This is a genomic window from Microbulbifer maximicatervae (SeqCode), assembly GCF_056231245.1.
Map to the genome: position 1 here is coordinate 3,981,176 of NZ_CP174334.1, position 19,272 is coordinate 4,000,447.

General features: G+C 49.9%; 14 protein-coding genes. 5 read left to right on the forward strand and 9 right to left on the reverse strand.

Going from position 1 to position 19,272, the window contains the following annotated elements:
* Nucleotides 1-311: 311 nt before the first annotated feature.
* The 3 genes from ACJJIS_RS17310 to purU all read right to left on the reverse strand — a co-directional run bounded on the left by ACJJIS_RS17310 (nucleotide 312) and on the right by purU (nucleotide 2,457).
* A complete protein-coding gene (locus tag ACJJIS_RS17310) occupies nucleotides 312-1,043 on the reverse strand; it encodes an AraC family transcriptional regulator (RefSeq protein WP_413664535.1) in 732 nt (243 codons plus the stop codon).
* Between the two features lie 87 nt (nucleotides 1,044-1,130).
* Nucleotides 1,131-1,547, reverse strand: coding sequence for a hypothetical protein (locus tag ACJJIS_RS17315; RefSeq protein ID WP_444935028.1), 417 nt, complete (start codon nucleotides 1,545-1,547; stop codon nucleotides 1,131-1,133).
* 70 nt (nucleotides 1,548-1,617) lie between these two features.
* Entirely contained in the window at nucleotides 1,618-2,457 is an 840-nt protein-coding gene (gene purU, locus ACJJIS_RS17320) for a formyltetrahydrofolate deformylase (protein ID WP_444935027.1), read from the reverse strand.
* An 83-nt stretch (nucleotides 2,458-2,540) separates the two neighbouring features.
* On the opposite strand from purU, the gene pepQ reads away from it, so the two are divergent.
* Together pepQ and ACJJIS_RS17330 are read left to right on the forward strand one after the other, a co-directional pair.
* The gene (gene pepQ, locus ACJJIS_RS17325; RefSeq protein ID WP_444935026.1) at nucleotides 2,541-3,842 is read left to right on the forward strand and encodes a Xaa-Pro dipeptidase; all 1,302 of its coding nucleotides are present in this window, start codon (nucleotides 2,541-2,543) and stop codon (nucleotides 3,840-3,842) included.
* 205 nt (nucleotides 3,843-4,047) lie between these two features.
* Nucleotides 4,048-6,099, forward strand: a complete 2,052-nt coding sequence (locus ACJJIS_RS17330) for an amidohydrolase family protein (RefSeq protein WP_444935025.1) — start codon at nucleotides 4,048-4,050, stop codon at nucleotides 6,097-6,099.
* Nucleotides 6,100-6,181: 82 nt separating this feature from the next.
* On the opposite strand, the gene metE is transcribed toward ACJJIS_RS17330, so the two are convergent.
* A complete protein-coding gene (gene metE, locus ACJJIS_RS17335) occupies nucleotides 6,182-8,416 on the reverse strand; it encodes a 5-methyltetrahydropteroyltriglutamate--homocysteine S-methyltransferase (protein WP_475708672.1) in 2,235 nt (744 codons plus the stop codon).
* A 172-nt stretch (nucleotides 8,417-8,588) separates the two neighbouring features.
* Between metE and ACJJIS_RS17340 the strand changes: the two genes are divergently transcribed.
* From ACJJIS_RS17340 to ACJJIS_RS17350, 3 genes are all read left to right on the forward strand, one after another.
* Nucleotides 8,589-9,548 carry a LysR family transcriptional regulator gene (locus ACJJIS_RS17340; RefSeq protein WP_475708673.1) on the forward strand — a complete coding sequence of 320 codons (960 nt, stop codon included), beginning with the start codon at nucleotides 8,589-8,591 and terminating at the stop codon, nucleotides 9,546-9,548.
* A 239-nt stretch (nucleotides 9,549-9,787) separates the two neighbouring features.
* Complete coding sequence (locus tag ACJJIS_RS17345; RefSeq protein WP_444906306.1) at nucleotides 9,788-10,015, forward strand: hypothetical protein; 228 nt, start codon at nucleotides 9,788-9,790, stop codon at nucleotides 10,013-10,015.
* A 10-nt stretch (nucleotides 10,016-10,025) separates the two neighbouring features.
* Complete coding sequence (locus tag ACJJIS_RS17350) at nucleotides 10,026-10,565, forward strand: cytochrome b (RefSeq protein ID WP_413664530.1); 540 nt, start codon at nucleotides 10,026-10,028, stop codon at nucleotides 10,563-10,565.
* Between the two features lie 91 nt (nucleotides 10,566-10,656).
* Here ACJJIS_RS17350 and ACJJIS_RS17355 read toward each other — a convergent pair whose 3' ends face one another.
* The 5 genes from ACJJIS_RS17355 to ACJJIS_RS17375 form a co-directional block, all read right to left on the reverse strand.
* Nucleotides 10,657-12,423 (reverse strand): DEAD/DEAH box helicase, encoded by a 1,767-nt coding sequence (locus ACJJIS_RS17355; RefSeq protein ID WP_282934580.1) that lies wholly within the window; start codon nucleotides 12,421-12,423, stop codon nucleotides 10,657-10,659.
* 209 nt (nucleotides 12,424-12,632) lie between these two features.
* Complete coding sequence (locus ACJJIS_RS17360; RefSeq protein WP_475708674.1) at nucleotides 12,633-13,868, reverse strand: capsule polysaccharide biogenesis protein; 1,236 nt, start codon at nucleotides 13,866-13,868, stop codon at nucleotides 12,633-12,635.
* A 681-nt stretch (nucleotides 13,869-14,549) separates the two neighbouring features.
* Nucleotides 14,550-16,595: a capsule polysaccharide biogenesis protein gene (locus ACJJIS_RS17365; protein WP_475708675.1), complete on the reverse strand. Its 2,046-nt coding sequence runs from the start codon at nucleotides 16,593-16,595 to the stop codon at nucleotides 14,550-14,552.
* Nucleotides 16,586-17,056: a glycosyltransferase family protein gene (locus ACJJIS_RS17370; protein WP_475708676.1), complete on the reverse strand. Its 471-nt coding sequence runs from the start codon at nucleotides 17,054-17,056 to the stop codon at nucleotides 16,586-16,588. The genes ACJJIS_RS17365 and ACJJIS_RS17370 overlap by 10 nt, the downstream gene beginning before the upstream one ends.
* 466 nt (nucleotides 17,057-17,522) lie before the next feature.
* Nucleotides 17,523-19,256: an SLC13 family permease gene (locus ACJJIS_RS17375; protein WP_475708677.1), complete on the reverse strand. Its 1,734-nt coding sequence runs from the start codon at nucleotides 19,254-19,256 to the stop codon at nucleotides 17,523-17,525.
* Between the last annotated feature and the right edge of the window lie 16 nt (nucleotides 19,257-19,272).

The following is a 19,272-nucleotide window of genomic DNA, read 5'->3' on the forward strand; positions in this document are numbered from 1 at the left end:
ACCGTCAGGGGACCCTAAACCCCGTAATGACAGTCCACTTGTTGAGCACTAAAACCCTAAGAAAAAAACGGGATAAGGGGGTAATAGAAACTGAGACAGGAATAGAACAAAATCGGCGTTTGGAATTTTGGAGGACACTAAGGGAAAGGTATTAGAAGGTATGAAAGGCCAAAATTCGATTATGGATTTACAGGATATTCAACAAATAGATAAACTATTTTTAAAGAGAAGAAAGCCAGCACCAAACCATTTCAATAAAAAACTTCTATTGATTATCCATCTCTAAGTAGTTCAGGAATGGCCTATCGCATTCAAAGTTGAGACTGAACTTCTTCTCTATAAATAGCGGGAAGCTGCCCAAACATGGTCTTGAAATGTCTACTGAAGTAACTGTGAGATGGAAATCCGACACGGTATGCGATTTCAGAAATTGGCCGCTGAGTGTCCACCAGCATACGACGGGAGTTCTCTAACCTAACCTCCCTGACAAACTGCATTGGAGTTTTCTCCAAATACTTTTTAAATCGCCTCTCAAGGGCGCTAACAGACAAACTGGCTACCTCTGCTAGCTGTTCGACAGTAATCGGCTGACTGTAATTATTTTTAATATATTCAACAGGCTTTTTCAGCTTATCCATTCTGGAGAGCGTTTTGACCGTTTCATTAAGGTCGCGAGCTACGCCATAGGTACCAATAATTTTTCCAGTGGAATTCTTTAGTGGGCGCTTGGATGTCGTAAACCAAACCAACTCTCCACTTTTCCCTATATTCAACTCCAGTCGATCTGTAATCGTTTCGCCCTCCATCACTCTTTGGTCATCACGCATATAGTTTTTTGCGAGATAAGAGGGGGAAAAATCCATATCAGAGCGGCCCACAACCTGATTAAGGGACCTGCATCCAACATGCTCAATAAACTCTCGGTTACAATGTACTACGTAACCAGAATCATCTTTTACCCAAAAAATAATATCTGATATTAAATCAAAAACCGCAATAATCTGCTGGGTAGACACCATTTCCAATATTGATTCAGACTTCATTATTATTATCTGCAATAGCTGGTAAAGAGCCCCTGTCTTTTTACATCGGCTTGAATTACTGCACAGGTCTAGCAAGCAGAAAAGACACTAAAAAGCGCCTTCTCGGCACTCTCCCCGCACCTCACCCCCATCTGCAGAAATAACCCGTTCAATTTCAAAATAGCCACGCTCACAGAAACCGGTTTCCAACATCTTTTGCTCGAGAGCCCAATCTAAATAACGCTCTACTCGGTCACTTGAACGGCCTCCCAAACCGATTGTATCCCGCTGCATTCGACGTTGAGAACTAGGCTGGTTTGAAACTGGGGGAGGAAGATCCTGCCGATCCTTCTCAAGAGTAAATGTAAAACGCTTAGCTCCGTTTTGAGCAATCTCAGTTACAAACGACTCTTTCATTCCGGGAATCGGCTTGTTACTGGAACAGGCACTGAGAAAAATAGGTAACGCTAGGCCAGCGGCAATAAATAAGCGGGCCTGAAAACTGCTAATATTTTTATTATTCACTCAAAATCCTCTCTAAACACTAACCAGCTTTACTACATCGAGCGCAAAGTTAGTATTGTTTACTGCGTTTCTATTTAAATACCACTGTTTTATTTCCGTGTATAAACACTCGTTCCTGCAAAACTAGTTGCAGCGCTCGAGTCAAAACCAATTTTTCAACATCCCTACCTGCATCCGCCATGGTTTCTGCAGAATAGGCATGATCCACATGTATTACATCCTGTTCAATGATCGGCCCTTCATCCAGATCGTCGGTAACAAAGTGAGCTGTGGCTCCAATAATTTTTACTCCACGCTCGTAGGCCTGCTGATAGGGCTTGGCTCCAATAAATGCGGGCAGGAAAGAATGGTGGATGTTGATAATGCGCCCACTATAGCGAGCAACAAAATCAGGGGTTAGCACGCGCATATACTTGGCCAGCACCAAATAATCTGGATTGTACTCATCCACTAAGGTGGCCACTTGCTGCTCGTGAGCTCCGCGCTCCACCCCCTCAGCAGAAATACAGTGGAAAGGAATATCAAACTTCTGTACCAGCCCCTCCAGATCCGGATGATTGCCGATAACAGCCGCGATCTCCACATCCATAGCGCCGGAATAGCACTTCATCAGGATATCACCCAGGCAGTGGGGCTCGCGGGTAACCATCAGCACCAGGCGTTTCTTCCGCTCTATGGATACCAGGCGACGCTCTGCCCCCTGGGGCAGCGTCATATCCAGATCTTCCAGGAAGGTGGTATCGTTAAAGATACCCTCCAGGGCAGTGCGCATAAAGAAGCGCCCCTCAACCCGGTCCACAAACTCATCATTCTTGATGATGTTCAGCTGGTGCTTGTAGCAAATATTGGTAATCTTTGCGATCAGCCCCTTATCATCGGGGCAGTCGGTCAGCAGTATCTTCTTTTCCATGGTCAAATTTCAGGCCAAATATCCAGAGTCCAGACTATACACTATGCCGACTTTACGATTCAGCGATCCATTCCGGGGAGAACATGGATAAAAACCTTTACGCCGATCATATGGCCACCCTGTGCCGCCGCTACGACGAAATCCTCGAACAGAGCGGGTTTGATACCCTCAACGTATTCAGTGGCGCTCCCAGGGTGCAGTTCCTAGACGATAACTATTACCCGTTTAAGGTGAATCCCCACTTTAAGGCACTGGTTCCCATTACCGACAACCCCCACAGCTGGGTTATCTATCAGCGCGGACAAAAGCCAAAGCTTTTGTTCTACCGCCCAGTAGACTTTTGGCACTATGTACCGCCGGCACCCCAGACCTTCTGGAGCGATTTCTACGATATCGAGCTACTGAGCAAGCCGGCCGATGCCCAAGCGTTCTTGAGCCCGGAGAATGCCGCTTTTATCGGTGAGAGCGACAAGCTGCAAGGCTGGTCACTGGGGGAGGAAAATCCGGAGCTTCTGATCAACCGCTTGCACTGGGCCCGCGCTTATAAAACGCCTTATGAGGTCGCCTGCCTGCGTGAGGCGAACCGTATTGCGGTCAATGGGCACCGCGCCGCCGAACAGGCTTTCCGCAGTGGCGCCAGTGAATTTGAAATCAATCAGGCCTACCTGGGCGCTGCAGGCCAGGGTGAGAACCGTATGCCCTACGGCAATATTGTTGCCCTGAATGAACACGCCGCAATCCTGCATTACACCCACCTGTCTACTGAGCGCCTGCCTGAGCCGCAGCTGAAAAGCTTCCTGATCGATGCGGGTGCTGACTGCAATGGCTACTGCTCTGATATCACTCGCACCTACGCCTATGCCGATAATGAGTTCGCAGAGCTGGTAGCGGGTATGGATGAAAAGCAGTTGCAGCTGGTAGACGGCCTCAAGCCTGGCCTGCCTTACCCGGAACTACATCGCCAGTGCCACTTCAACGTGGGAGAGCTGTTGGCCCAATTTGGCATAATCAAAACCTCTGCCGAGAATGCCGTGGAATCCGGCTTAACTCGCCCCTTCCTGCCACACGGCCTGGGTCACTTCCTCGGCCTCCAGGTACACGATGTCGGCGGTCACCAAACCGGCCCCGATGGAGGCACGACACCCCCACCGGCCGAGTACCCGTTCCTGCGCACCAGCCGAACTATCGAGGAGAACCAGGTATTTACCATCGAACCTGGACTCTACTTTATCGATAGCCTATTGGGAGAGCTAAAAGACTCAGACCTCGCTGCCGAGGTTAACTGGGATAAGGTCGACAGCTTCCGCCCCTACGGCGGCGTGCGTATTGAAGACAATATTGCCGTACACGCAACCGGCAACGAAAATCTTTCTCGCACCCCTTAGTTCATAGACTAAAGCAATATTGTGAGAGTGCTTACAAGTAAGCGCTCTCGCAATACCTTTACCTTACTCAGAAAGTTAAAACATTAAAGAACGCCCTACCGCTCCCGCTTTTCCTCTCGCCGCTTGCGCCCCTGAGCTGCTTGCCCCCTCACCGAAAAAAAGCCAAAGTCCATCACCGGTATTACAACAAGAAAAGGGACAGTTCATGAGAAAAAAAACACTGGCAACGCTTATCGCAGCCACAGTTCTAGCCGCAGCCAATAGCGCTTATGCAAAATCAATCGAATATATTTTTTACGATAAAGAGGGCATTGCTGGCTCTGAAGTTATTCATCAGGATGGAACAAAGGTATCTGGTGAATTAAAGCTCGGCTGGAATAACCGTCGCCTAAACCTCAAGGAGAGCTTCACTATCGGTGAGGCGGCAATGCCCGAGCAATTATCCATTGAAGGGATCAGCCCATTTGGTGCTCCAGTCAGCGAAGAATTTTCCCTGGAAAATGGTGTCGCTCGCTGGAAAGGTTCCGATGAACATGGCAGTGCAAAAACTTCCGAAGCCCAATTTTATATTCCCAAGAACAGTACCCTTGCCGTACAGACGCAATTGGTAAAAGCACTGATTGCCGATGCAGATCAAAATATTGATTTACTGCCGCAAGGAAAAGCACGCCTCCATAAGCTTGATAAAGTGACCCTGCAACAAGGCGAGAAAAAGAAAACGGTCCATCTTTACGGCGTAAGCGGCCTGGGCTTTACCCCAGATCTCGCCTGGTACGATGACAATGGGGATTTATTTGCCTCCGACGAAGGGGGATGGTTCGCCATCCTGCGCAAAGGTTGGGATAAATCTCACCTCGAAGAACTGAAAACCCGGCAAGTCGCAGCCGCAGACCAGTACCTGCAAGGTATTGCCAAGAAACATACCCACACATCAACCCAACCGATCCTGATCAGCAACGTCAACCTGGTTGATGTTGAATCTGGCAAACTGCAGAAAAAGCACCATGTTCTGATCAAAGATGGAAAGATCGCAAAAATCAGTAAAAAGCCGATCAAAGCCAACGGGGCAACCACCATTGATGCTCGTAACCATACGCTGATCCCCGGCCTCTGGGATATGCACGCCCACTTATCCCCTACCGATGGTGTTCTGAATATGGCCGCTGGCATTGTCAATGTTCGCGACATCGGTAATACCCATGAAAGTATCATGCGTATTGAAGGGATGTTTGAGTCAGAGCAAATCATAGGCGGCGACCTTTTCCGTGCGGGCTTTATGGACCGGGAAAGCGAAAATGCCATGCGAATGGGCAAGACTGCGGACAGCCTGGAAGAAGCCAAGGATATTGTCGAGTGGTATGCCGATCGCGGCTATCAGCAAATTAAAACTTACAGCTCGATGGAGCCCGAGTGGATCGCTCCCTTAGCCAAGCATATCCACGAAAATGGTATGCGTTTGTCCGGTCATATTCCTGCATTTATGACCGCCGAAGAGGCAGTGGACGCGGGCTTTGATGAAATTCAGCATATCAATATGCTGTTTCTGAATTTTATGGGCAAGATAGATACCCGTAAAAGACTGCGCTTTACAGAAATCGGAGAGCACGCCCACGAGCTGGATCTGGATAGCAAAGAAGTGGCTACTTTCCTGGATAAGCTAGCCAAAAAAGGCACTGTCGTAGACGCAACCACCACCGTATTCAGTTCGATGTTACTGCGCCAGCCGGGCAAAGTAGATCCTGAGTTTGCCGATATTACCGACCACCTTCCAGTCAATATCCAGCGCGCCTTTGTTGGGGCCGAACTGGATGTGAAGCCGGAACACCGGGATGACTACGACCTTTCAGCGGAAGCCCTGCTGGCCATGATGCTCAAACTACACGAGCACAAGGTCACTATGGTCGCGGGCTCCGATGGCATCCCCGGATTTACCCTGTTACGCGAACTCGAACTCTATGCCAAAGCAGGTATTCCCAATATTGATGTACTGCGCACGGCTACACTGGTACCGGCGCAGGTTATGGGGGCCGACGAGTACACTGGCAGTATTGCGGTGGGTAAAAATGCAGACCTGGTTTTACTGGAGGGAAATCCCCTTGAGGATATCACTGCGTTACGTCGCACTGCACTGGTTCTCGAGGGACAAAATATGTATCGCCCGGATGAGCTTTACACTGCCTTGGGTATTAAACCTTTCCACCCTTCAGTGCCATTTGAATTAAATAATACTACTACAGTAGCCACCAAGTCCGAGTAAGTTAAAAAAACAGAAGCGGAAAAAACAGAAAAGAAAAAACCGGCAATCCAAATGATTGCCGGTTTTTTTATTTCTAAATTGGCTAGGCCAGTTCTGTGCGCACAGTGCGCGCAGCCTCTACCATATTCAGTAAGGATGACCCGACCTCAGCCCAGTTACGGGTTTTAAGGCCACAGTCCGGATTTACCCAGAGTCTTTCAACCGGCACCACTTGTGCAATTTTCTTAAGTCGCTCAACCAGCTCCCTCCTTTCCGGCACATTGGGTGAGTGAATATCGTAAATGCCAGGTCCAATTTCATTGGGGTAACCACCGGCCTTGTCGGCAAACGCGCTGAGTAGGCGCAAATCGGAGCGAGCTGATTCAATAGTAATTACATCCGCATCAAGGGAAACAATGGCATCCATAATTGCATTGAAATTGCTGTAACACATATGAGTGTGGATCTGGGTTTCCGCTTTTACTTCGCTACAGGTGTAGCGGAAACACCCTACCGCCCAGGCAAAATAATCCTGGTGCTCAGACTCTCGAAGGGGAACTCCCTCACGCAAAGCCGGTTCATCAATCTGGATAATCCCGATACCGGCCGCCTCAAGATCCAGCACCTCCTCCCGCAATGCCTTGGCAATTTGCAGACAGCTCTCACTGCAGTGGATGTCCTCCCTCGGGAAGGACCAGTTGAGAATTGTGACCGGGCCGGTGAGCATACCTTTTACCGGCTTATTAGTTAGGCTCTGGGCATAGCTACTCCACTCTACTGTCATAGCGTTAGGTCGGGAGATATCACCAAAAATTATCGGGGGTTTCACACAGCGAGAGCCATAACTTTGCACCCAGCCATTACCGGTGTGTACAAAACCATCCAGTTGCTCCCCGAAATATTCCACCATATCGTTGCGCTCAGCCTCACCATGCACCAGTACATCCAGACCGAGTATTTCCTGACGACGGATAGCTTCGGCAATTTCAGCGCCTAGATGTTCTAAATAATCCGCCTCAGAAATCTCGCTATTGCGGTACTTGCGACGCACACCGCGCAAAAGATCCGTCTGTGGGAATGAGCCTATTGTGGTGGTGGGCAGCAGTGGTAATTTCCAACGCTTGGCCTGTACTAAAGAGCGATCCTGAAAGCACTGTTGACGCCAAGTATCCCGTAATTGATCAACAATGGAGCCCTCAGCTACACCACTCTCTCCGCCTGAGACAGGGATCTCTGTGTCCTCATTGAGCAGCTGCTGTAATTGAGCCAACTCCTGAAGTTTCTGGCGGCTGTAAGCGAGCTTCTGTTTTTGCTCACTGGGCAGCTTGACCTCCGTTTCCAGATCCACAGGGCTGTGGAGCAGGGAGCAACTCGCTGATAGCCACAGGCGATCTCCCAACTGCTTCGCCAAAGGCTGCAAAGTGCCCTGCCAGCGGCTGAGGTCTGCTCGCCACACATTGCGCCCATTAATCACACCCGCAGACAGAACCTTGTTCTTTCCTGTCAGCTGGGCCGCAGCTTCAAGTTCTTCAGGTGCGCGTACACAGTCAATATGTACCCCAGGCACCGGGAGGGAAAATACCAGCTCCAAATTCTCGCGCAAAGGTGAGAAATAGGTAGCCAGCAGTGTATTCACCCCCAGGGCTACTGCCGCAATCTGCTGGTAGGTGCTATCAAAAGCCCCACGCCATTCATCCGGCAGATCCAGGCCTAGTATGGGTTCATCCAACTGCACCCATTCAACTCCGAGGTCAGCGAGCTGAGACAGCAACTCGGCATAGCAAGGCAGGAGTTTTGGCACTAAATCCAGAGGGCTATCCACACCTCGCCCCAGCCATAAGTAAGTGAGTGGTCCAATAACCACCGGCTTGGCTTTGTAGCCCAGGGATTGGGCTTCCCGTACCTCGTCAAGTAACCACTCACTATCAAGGGAGAACATCTGATCATTGGAGAACTCAGGCACCAGATAGTGATAATTGGTATCAAACCACTTGGTCATGGCACTGGCCGCTACCGGCTGTCCCGATGGAGCGCGACCACGGGCCAAGCGGAAGTACTGGTCCAGCTTGTTGTCTGCCGCTCCCTCTGCAAAACGCTGACCGACCACACCAAACATCAGGGAGTGATTCAGAACCTGGTCGTACCAGGCGAAATCCCCCACAGCTACACGGCTCAAACCGGCCTCACTTTGGGCCTGCCAGTTACCACGGCGTACCCCTGCGCCCACTTGCAGCAACTGCTGCTGGGGCATATCACCGCGCCAATAGGCTTCTTGCGCTTTCTTTAGTTCGCGATTGGCTCCGATACGCGGATAGCCGAGGATATGTGTTTGCACCATGGCCGCCTTCCCAAGCTGTTTCCTGTGAGGGGAACAAAGTTGCCCCATTGAAAAATACCCCGCAGCTGCGATCTCGGTAACGGTCGCATTAGCGAGAGTCCTGACTTGATTGTGTGCGCACAGTACTGTTCAATCAATTTCATATTTTTTGCAAATAACATGAATAATTTTAATGATGATTGAATTGCGCCATTTGCGTGCGCTGAGTGTTTTGCGTGAGACAGGCAGCTTGGTACGCGCAGCAGAGCGCCTTCACTTGACCCAGTCGGCTCTTTCGCACTTATTTCGCGAAATGGAGGACCGGCTCGGCCAAGAACTGTTTATACGTAAATCCCGGCCTCTGCGATTTACCAGTGCCGGTCTGAGACTGCTGCAGTTGGGCGACGACATACTGCCCCAGGTAGCTATAGCACAACGGGACCTGTCCCGGCTGGCATCTGGGCAAGCGGGCAGGCTCAATATCGCTATCGAGTGCCACAGCTGCTACCAGTGGCTGATGCCCGCACTGAATACCTATCGAGACGGCTGGCCAGAAGTGGAACTGGACCTGTGCAGCGGCTTCCACTTCGCTCCCCTGCCCGCACTGGTGCGCGGCGATCTGGACCTGGTTGTCACTTCCAACCCGGACTCGGGTCTCAAAGGCCTGCACTACGAGCCACTATTCAGCTTTGAAATGTGCCTTGCCATAAGCCGCAAACACCCACTGGCGCAGGAGAGCAAGCGACGCTGGGTAGAACCGCAGGAGTTAGCTGGTGAAGTCCAGATTACCTACCCGGTTGAACGAGAGCGGCTGGATATCTTCCAGCACTTCCTCGACCCCGCTGGAATTGAACCTGCAGAAGTTCGAACCGCAGAACTGACCGTGATGATGGTTCAGTTAGTAGCCAGCGGCCGAGGGGTTTGCGCCCTCCCCACTTGGGCTCTGCACGAGTACCTGCAAAAGGGGTTTGTTTCCCAACTCCAGCTGGGTAAAGAGGGCCTTTGGAGCACTCTCTATGCGGCAGTGCGGGAAGATATGCTCGAGCAACCTTATCTCACAGACTTCCTCAAAACCGCACGGGATACCAGCTTTGCCAATCTGCAAGGTGTGAGAGCGGCCAAAACCAGCCCCAGTGTGGCAGAACCTGCCTAACCACTTACAAAAGTTAACTGGGCGGCTTAAGCCTTTGCGGAAATAATGACTTATTCAACCTCAGCACAATTATCAAACAAACTGAATATTTTCAGATCAAACAAATCAATGGTTTGGTCTGGCCGGAGAGGCCGGTAAAATTACACAAATAACGATGGAGCCTCTGAATAACTCCGTGATACCTCTGGCTTACAGAGCGGTTCACACTCAAGACGCGGCTTCGCAGGAATGTCCAGACCTTGCAAGAAGTCGCAACGCAGAGTGTGAATCGCTCTGCAAGCCCCGAAGGGCGGGTCTTGAAGGCCGCATCTGCTGCATGGCAGCGTCCGCAAAGGACTGTGACCATTCGCACTGAGCTGCGTCTAACACCTGCGGCCTTCAAGACCCGCAGAGGCATTACGGAGTTATTCAGAGGCTCCTTATATACGGCATTGGCCTGTACCCGGCCAAATGCCTGGACTTTGTAGGAGACCCTCTATGTCAAACCCGGTTGAACGTTGGAACTCAGTGAGTAAAGGACTGCACTGGCTTTTTGTAATCCTGCTGCTCTCTGTGTGGGGAGCGGTTGAACTGCATGAGTTTTACGAGCGCGGCGACCCCATGCGCGGCTGGTTTATGCAGCTGCACTTCTCCCTGGGAGTCGGTGTCCTGATGCTTCTGGCCCTTCGCCTCTACTGGCGTGCACGTCACAAGCGCCCACAGATTGAAGGCAAGAAGTGGCAGAAGGCGCTGTCCAGCCTGACCCATGGTGGACTCTACCTGTTGATTCTGGCTATGCCGGTATCAGGCATCGTGATGCGCCAACTGTTTGGGCGCGATACCGAGTTTTTTGGCCTGTTTGCCGTTCCCAACCTGTTCGCCAAAAACCCGGATCTGGGCAAGCAAATAGCTTTCCTGCACAAAGATGTAATGTGGCCCGCCCTGCTCGTACTGGTTGGACTGCATATCGCCGCCGCCCTGTGGCACCACTTTATTGCCCGCGATAACACACTCACCCGTATGCTGCCACAGCGCTAATTCAAGTCAGGGAAGAAATAGAAGAAAGGAAACTGAATGGGAGAGCGCAGGCCTGCGCTCTCCCGGAATAAACCTGCTAAACAGGTACGACTTACTCGTCGTTATTGCCGCGCTTGGCTTTGGGCTTACCTTTGGGCTTGAACTTAGGCTTACCCTTGGGCTTCCCTTTCGATTTCACCGCCGCTTCATCGAAGCGGGTGATTTTCATCGGTTTACCGGAAACACGCACCTTCTTCAGGTGTTGGAACACTTCTTTCGGCATTCCCTGGGGCAGATCTACCGTGGTGAAATCGTTGTAGATTTCGATACGGCCGATATAGGAGCTGTCCAGATCCACCTCATTGGCAATAGCGCCAACAATGCTGCCGGGGCGCACGCCCTGCTCGCGGCCGATCTCGATACGGAAGCGCTCCAGCCCCTCATCGGGCGGCGGCAGCTTGCGATCTTTCTCGAAGCTTTCCTTCTTGCGGCGGCGGCCACCGTCAAAGTCATCATCGCGCTCGCGACGCTCTTTGCGCGGCCTCTGCTCTTTCTCTTGAATCAGCAGGGGCTGATCACCTTGGGCCATTGCAGCCAACGCGGCAGCAACATCCAGAGGGTCAACTTCATTCTGCGCCAGGAATTCCTCAACCAGCTGGCGATAGGGCGCCAGATCAGTTTGGCCTTCCAGGGTCGCGGTGATGCGCTCGCGGAAGCGCTGCATACGGGCACTGTTAACCGCATCTGCGCTGGGCAAATCGAGTTTTTCGATCGGCTTCTTGGTCGCTTTCTCGATGACTCGCAACATACGGCGCTCGCGGGGCGCCACAAACAGGATCGCATCGCCTTCGCGACCGGCGCGGCCGGTACGACCGATACGGTGAATATAAGCTTCGGTATCGTAGGGGATATCGTAGTTAATCACGTGACTGATACGCTTTACGTCCAGCCCACGAGCCGCAACATCGGTGGCTACAACAATATCGAGCTTGCCATTTTTCAGCTTGTCGATCACGGCTTCACGCAGGTTCTGCGCCATATCACCGTTCAGGGCGGCACTGGCGAACCCTCTGGCGGCCAGCTTATCTGCCAGTTCCACGGTGCTGTTTTTGGTGCGCACGAAGATAATCGTGGCGTCCACCGGCTCCGCTTCAAGAATACGGGTCAGTGCATCCAGTTTGTGCAGGCCGCCAACCGGCCAGTAGCGCTGGCGAATAGTTTCCGCAGTCTCGGTCTTAACACGGATTTTTACTTCAACCGGCTCATCCAGATGCTCGCGGGCGATGCGGGCAATCTCTTTTGGCATAGTGGCGGAAAACAGCGCAATTTGGCGCTCTTCAGGAATTTGCTCCAGTACCCACTGCACATCATCGATAAAGCCCATGCGCAGCATTTCATCCGCCTCATCCAGCACCAGGGTGCGCAGATTGGACAGATCCAGGGAACCGCGACGCATATGGTCCATCACCCGCCCGGGAGTACCTACCACCAGCTGAACGCCACGCTTCAACTGCTGTATCTGGCCGCGGTAGTCAGCGCCACCGTAGATAGGCGCAACGTGGAAACCTTTCAACTTGGATGCGTAAGACTGGCAGGCTTCAGCCACCTGAATAGCCAGTTCGCGGGTCGGTGCCAGCACCAGTGCCTGAGGGCGACGATCCTTCAGGTCCAGCTGGGAGAGTAGCGGCAGCGCAAAGGCTGCGGTCTTGCCAGTGCCGGTCTGGGCCTGGCCTAGCACATCCCGCCCCTCCAGCAGGGACGGAATAGTTTGTGCCTGAATCGGGGAGGGAGTCTCATAGCCGAGCTTTTCGATGGCGCTGAGAATTTCAGACGGCAGACCCAACTGGTCGAAGCCGGCCGCTTTAGGGGTATCGGTCATTTCGGAATTCACTTGAAGCCAAAGTCCCTATCGCGGGACCGGAGCGGTGGGTAAAAGGCCGCGCAGTCTAACAGGTTAGACGATCCAGATCAGCCTGTTTTTTAGGCAAGTTGATTAGCATGTATCTCCGCCGACAGATAGGATATCAATATTGGGTAGATAAAAAGAAAAGCGTCATTGATCTAGAGGGAAAAAGAGTACAGCGCTCCTTAGACCATATCCACCTCAGTTTCAGGCTGCCGCCTTAGCTCCGTTGCACGGGACTCCGTCAAGCGCCTGCAAACTCCATCGATTGTAGCGGCAATATGGCGGGAGAAGCTGCCATCCACTTGGGTCTTATCATAAAGATAGGCCCGAAATCGCTGGAAGAACTCCGTGTCTACCGGGTCGGGTTGACTCCAAAAGCTGGAGAGCCCCCCTTGATGAGTCAGCCCCGGTAAGTCATACAGTGATCTTCCAAGTACTTGAGTTGGCACCTCGTGGAAGAGTGCAGATATGCCCACTGTACTGTTGATTGTTACAACCCCTAGGGTGTGATCGAGCAAAGTCGGCAGGTGCAGGTCATGACAGTAGATAACCCTGCCGGTAATCTGGTAGCGAGTTTCCAGTTCCTGTATCAGCTTTTGATAGTGACAAAACCCACGATCCATAGGGTGGTGCTTTATTACCATCATCGAACCCTGTGGCGCATTTTGTGCAAACGACTGCAACACTACCTCTATCGCATTTTCGATAGAAACCAGATCAGAGTGCTTTCGCAGTTGAAAATCATCGCGGGTTTGAAGTGGAAAAAGAAAGTACCGGCCGCTGAGCTCACCCGTCAAACGGGCCGTAAGTCCGCGCTCCATCAGTTTATACAGGCCTTTTCGATAGAAACTCTTGATCCAGCAAACGCCTTCACCTAGCCAACTGAGACTTCGGTGGTGCCGATAGTGGGGAAATTCCAATTGAGAAACCCGCATCGCAAGATAATAGGCCATTGCAAAACGCGCTCGCCTAAAAAAAGTTTGCCCAACAGATTTTACCGGCTTTCGCTCCCTGGCTCGATAACTATTAATTGCTTCTCGAGACCAGTCCGTACGCGAATGAGCGTTAACCCCGCCAAATTCAAGAGTGATAAAATCCGGGCGCAAATATCCCTCTTCAAATACACCAAAAGCGATACCCTTGGACTCGCAGATGGATTTTGCAATGGTATGCAGGCGGCGGCAGTCCCCATAGCAAAAAACAGTATCTACATTATTTTTAGATAGATAATCTGAGAAGAAGGCACTCCAATCACTTTCCTCCCCGGTGAAATCCACCTGAAAATCAGCCCAAGCGAAGTAGCGATCCCCGCCATTAAAGTTGATCTTATGAGTAATGACTCCGCTCTGTGACAAGCGCCTTGCCACTTGGGCAAAGAATGGGCCATGAGGTCCTTGTAAAAATACTGCCACAGACATGTATTGGCTTTTCCTTGAGCTAAGGTCACTGGATACGTTGAAACGAGGCGATGAATAAAAAAGAAATGACTGTGAAATTAAGCAAACTTCACAGTTATTATATTGAACTGCTTTTTACATCTATGCGAACCATCTAACAACATAGAACTTGGATATTAGAGCTGCTACGAGAAGGGCAGAAACTTTTGTAAATTTGGCATCAAAAATTGCCCTCTGTGGTTTCTTACTTCAAGGGTCTTCCCATCAATCAAAATGTATAGTCTAAAAATGCCAACACACAATTTGTATTTGGTACAAACCATAAAGTCAATTTATATAGAAGCACAACCACTCCGCCCACCAGGACGCTTGGCATATAGCGACACGCAACTAGAGGCCAATCCTGTAACAATCCGAATAAATTCCAACTCCATTTAATACCACATCTTATACCAGGAAAAAAAAGATGTCAGTACAACTGGTACTATAATCACCAAAGTGTAATCGGGCGTAATAGACTAAGATTGGCTTGCGGTCAGAAAACCTTGACAACCAGTTCCCGAACAATTAGCGCAGAAGGGGGAAATATAAAAGTTAGCAAAATAGAAGTTTGAAACTATATTCCCTGAGGTCTAAAAATTTAAACTAATGCATCAAAAGAAATTGAATAGATAGCCATATACTGAATTACGGGTACAATTTTCAATATCTCATAAATATTCTTCGGTACAAGGAGAAGAGTTTAAAAACTACTCCTTTTTTAATTCCCAAAGAGCGCGCCTTCCCAAGTAGTTCAATGGTAGTTTCTGCGTTGACAAATTCAGCCGTTTTGGGATCTACATAGACTGGGTATAACAGCAAAGTAGCGGCAATCATCTGGTTTAAAGTTAAATTGCGCTGCCTTCTCGATAAAAAATTCCTTAACTCACCTGTGGGGATTTCTCTATTTTCAACAAGCGTATCCCTTGTGAGCCCCCAGCCAGCATAAAAGGGTAACCCATAAGTTACCACTTGCTTGCCTCTCAGTAGTGCCTCAAAACCACTCAGGGAGCTCATAGTGTGAATTTCATCAGCGACTTTAATAGCAGAAACTATATCACCCTGTTCAAGCAATGTGTCATAAAGGGAATCAGAACTCCCCTGCAAAGTACCTAGGCGAGCACCACAAACTACGTCAGGGTGAGGTTTATAAATAATATGAGCATCGGGGTTATTGAGCCTGACGCGTTCAAGAAGCGCCAAGTTACTTTTTATTACTGGGGAGCCATTAGCTATCGAGGCATCGCTTTCTACCTGCCCGGGAACTAAAATAATTTTTTTACCAGAGGAGAAATCAAAATCAACTGTAGGTTGATCTTCTACAACGTTGTATTTGCTAATCCCTTTATCGATCAATTTATCTCGTAACTTTCTAGCTCTATCTAGAAGAGGACCAGGAAAACTACAGGTATTTAACAGCACCTCTAAATCGCTGGGCTGCCTGGCGTCGAAGTAAATACCACATCTATCTAGAACCAGTGAATTCGGAACGACTAGATCAGCCCCCAAACCAACAGAACGCAAGAAACCGTCTTCAACCCTCCAGACATTTAAATCAGATTTCTTAGCCTCATCAAGCAAACCATCTGTAATCCGACTTGCCCATACCAGAATATTGGTTCCTGCCCTTGCATCTGGTACCTTTGCAGAAGAAAATTTAATCCTTCCCTTTCCACCGATAAAACCTGGAAGAAAACTCCTTTTCCAGTGAGAAAATCCTACTCCAACCCAGTCGCCATCGAAGCGTCTCCATTGCCTGCGTTGCTCAGCAATTAATGCCACAGTGTCCTCAAAGTTACACCGATTGCCAGTATACGGATTAATATATCGGGAGTATTTTAGGTACGCAGCACAAAAAACCTGAAGCAACGTTCGCTTCACACCACGGCGATTACACTTTTGCCTATCTCGAGATAAACCCCACCCCGCATAAAAAGGCATTCCAAAGCAGTGGACCTCCTTACCGGCGACCAGCGCCTCAAAACCCAGCTGGCTGCTGACCACATAAACCTTTTCAACTCGATCCAGGATTGACCATGGGGAGATATCCTCAGAGATAATCCTACAACCCCTCAGTTCAGCCAGTTCCTTTAGATAGCCACGCTTTTTCCCTGCGATAACATCAGGGTGAATCTTTACAAGAATTTCAGCATCAGGATTTTCATTAATTGCGGACTCAAGCATTTGAGAGAAATGCTGCTTAGAAGCCAACCCACCTTTAACGGAGATATCTCCAAGTGTTTGATCGACCACTAAAATGGTCTTTTGCTCAGGCAAAATTTCCAGTGATATATCAGTCGATTGGTTATATTTCGACAGTCGACTCTCTCGTATAAGTTTTAAGCCTTTTTCTGCACGAACAAGTTCATCCGGCGAGAAATCAGCCTCACTGATTAATATTTCCAGGTCACTTGGCCGGGAGGCGTCGTAATAAATACCTGTCGAGTCAACAACCAAACTATGCGGTTCAGCGCCATTTACGCCAAGGCCGAGTGAACGTAAAAACCCATCTTCTATAGCGATATAAGGCAAACTCAAATGAGTGGCAAGGCGCTGTGCTTTAAGGGCGCTTTTTTTTAACCCCCAGCCCGCCATCATGGAAATTGATCTACCCGGCTTGAGAGCTACATAGCGACACTCAGCTTCCAGGAAGTTATCAAGGTTAGATAAACGCCGAAGCCCGAGTGAGCAGTGTCCAATTACAGGCATTTCCTTGCCTCAAGTGAAAGTGCATCCCGAAGGCTATGATCGTTGGCAAGATCCAAGATTCCCTCGACCCAAGCTGAAGGTTCCATTGGTAACAACAGACCATTTTCCCCATGCCGCACTACGGAACCGTATATGTCCCCTTGAGCAAAGATACCTGCGGCACCAGCCTGGGTAATGTCAAAAAACTTTGTATGCGACCTGGCGCGATTAAACGGCAAATCGAGCAAAGGTGCCAAACCAATTGATCGCCCTCGCCCTCGAAGCATCGACACGTAGGTAGGCCACTTCATCGGGTGCAGTATCTGCACCCGTGGCATTCCTCGAAAGAGCCGATTGACACGCTGATCTCCAATTATCTCAAAATTGAGAATTGGACTGCGGCTGAGGACTTCCTCGATCACCGGCCGCAGCCACTGAACATCCTCAAGGTGAGACGCAGAGCCATGGTAAAACACAGTCAAAGGCTGCTCCTGCTCACAACTCAAGGGAGCAGGCTGCAGTAACTCTGGAGACCAACTTTGATACTTTTCCGCAAGGTAGGGGGTCGATACCAATAGTTGCGCGCCGACAGATTTCAGCCAACTCTGCTTAGACCAGCTAAGCCGTAATATTTTTGCTTGATATCGAAGTGGCATACTGGAAAACGCATACCAATCAAATAAATCATCATCGATAAATAGGTAGATCCTCTGAAACTGACCTCTGTTTTTATCTATAAATAACTTCCATTCTCGAGGAATATAACGAACAAAGACTAAGGATTTTTCATTAATATCCTGTTCAAATGGAGAGCTGGACCAAGTTATACACCGGAAATTGATTCCCCTGTCATACAAATATGGCCGGATAAAATAGTCTGTTGACGGGTTCGCACCTTCTTCAATGACTATACAGCTTTCTGTGGGACTCGAGTCAAGTGCCAAACTACTACCCTTCTAGCGGAAACACGATTGGAATCAAAATCAAAACTGTTATCGAGTAAGCAATAGTCAGGGGTAACCCAGCTCTGAGGAAGTCGCGTAAATGATATCCTCCCAAGTTTTGCACAATCAGGTTGGTCTGATAGCCAAATGGGGTGAGAAAGCTGGCACTCGCTCCATAGGCTACGGCCATTACAAAGGGCATCCAGCTAACCCCAAAGCTCTCAGCCAAACTCCATGCGAGGGGGAAAGCCAATGCAGCTGCGGCGTTGTTGGTCATCAATTCTGTCAGCGCCAATGTCAACAAGAAGACGCCTACCAACCCAGCTAATGGCCCCCAGTCCGCTAGTAAACTACGCAGCCCTAGCGCCAGTGAATCTGCCAAACCACTACCCGCGAAAGCCTCAGCCAAAATCAGGGCACTAGTGATAATCAACCATATCTGAAATGGGAAGCGCCGCTGTAACTCAGTAGTAGATATAATTCCCAGGCCAATCATTCCACCAAGGAGAACGATAAGCCCTTTTAGCAGCGAGAAGATACCCAGTGCCGCACCAGCTACAACGGCAGCAAAACCCAACGCCAAAAGCCAGTTATTACGTCGAGAGAGGTCGCGCCGAACCTCTGTGCCGCTGATCACATAGAAATTCTTATCAATATTCAGATGATGACGAAAATCCGGACCCACCGCCAACAGCAGGGCATCCCCAGCACGAAGCTCAATCTCCCCGAGCTTGCCAGACAATCGCTCACCGCCACGGCGCATAGCAACCACTGCCGCATCGAAGCGAGTACGAAAATTACACCCTTTTAAGGTCTGGCCAAGAATACTGGAACTGGGCGTAATCACTACTTCTGTAAGATTCAGGTCCAGATCCTCATCTTCCAGCGCAAATAAGCGCAGCCCTTCAATATCCTGCAAGCGACCAAGATCACGTACATCGCCACTAAAAATTAACTTGTCCCCGCAACGGATAACTTCAGAGGGGCCGACAGGGCTAATAACCTGATTTCTGCGAACAATTTCAATTAAGTAAAAGGTCTCAAGTTGGCGTAGACGGTTTTGCTCAACACTCTTCCCATCCAATGGAGAGTTAGCCACCACTTCAGCCTCCAGCAGATACTCAGTGACAGGCTCCTCCGTTACTCCCCCTTCAGGGAGAAGACGATTGCACAAAAGCAATACCACCAAGCCCACTAAAGCTGCGGCCAAGCCCACCGGCACAAAGGCGAAAAAGTCCAAACTGGGAAGGCCGCGATCGAGTACAAAGCTGTTAACGATCAAGTTCGTAGAAGTACCAATAAGCGTCAGAGTACCACCGAGAATTGCCGCATAGGATAACGGGATCAGCAACTTGGCCGCAGGCAAGCGCCGCTGCCCTTTCACACTTGAAGATAGGGCCGCCACCACTGCCGTATTGTTAAGAAATGCGGAGCTTAAGGCGGTAGCCGTTGTAAGTCTCAATAAACTGGCTTTTAAAGACCCCTTGATCAGGCCCTCTGAGATAGAACGCAACCAGCGCGCCTTCTCCAGTCCCACCGACACGAGCATCAATACAACTAAGGTGGCTAAACCGGGGTTGGCTCCTTTCTGTAACGCCGATTCCGCCGGAACCAAACCAGTAAGAAAACAGGCACCAGCCGCCGCGGCAAACACCAGGGACGGTCGGAAGTGAGTGAAAATTAAACATCCGATAACCAGGGCGAAGATACCGGAAACAAATATTTGGGGGAAAGTCATAAGGTCGAAAGGTCGC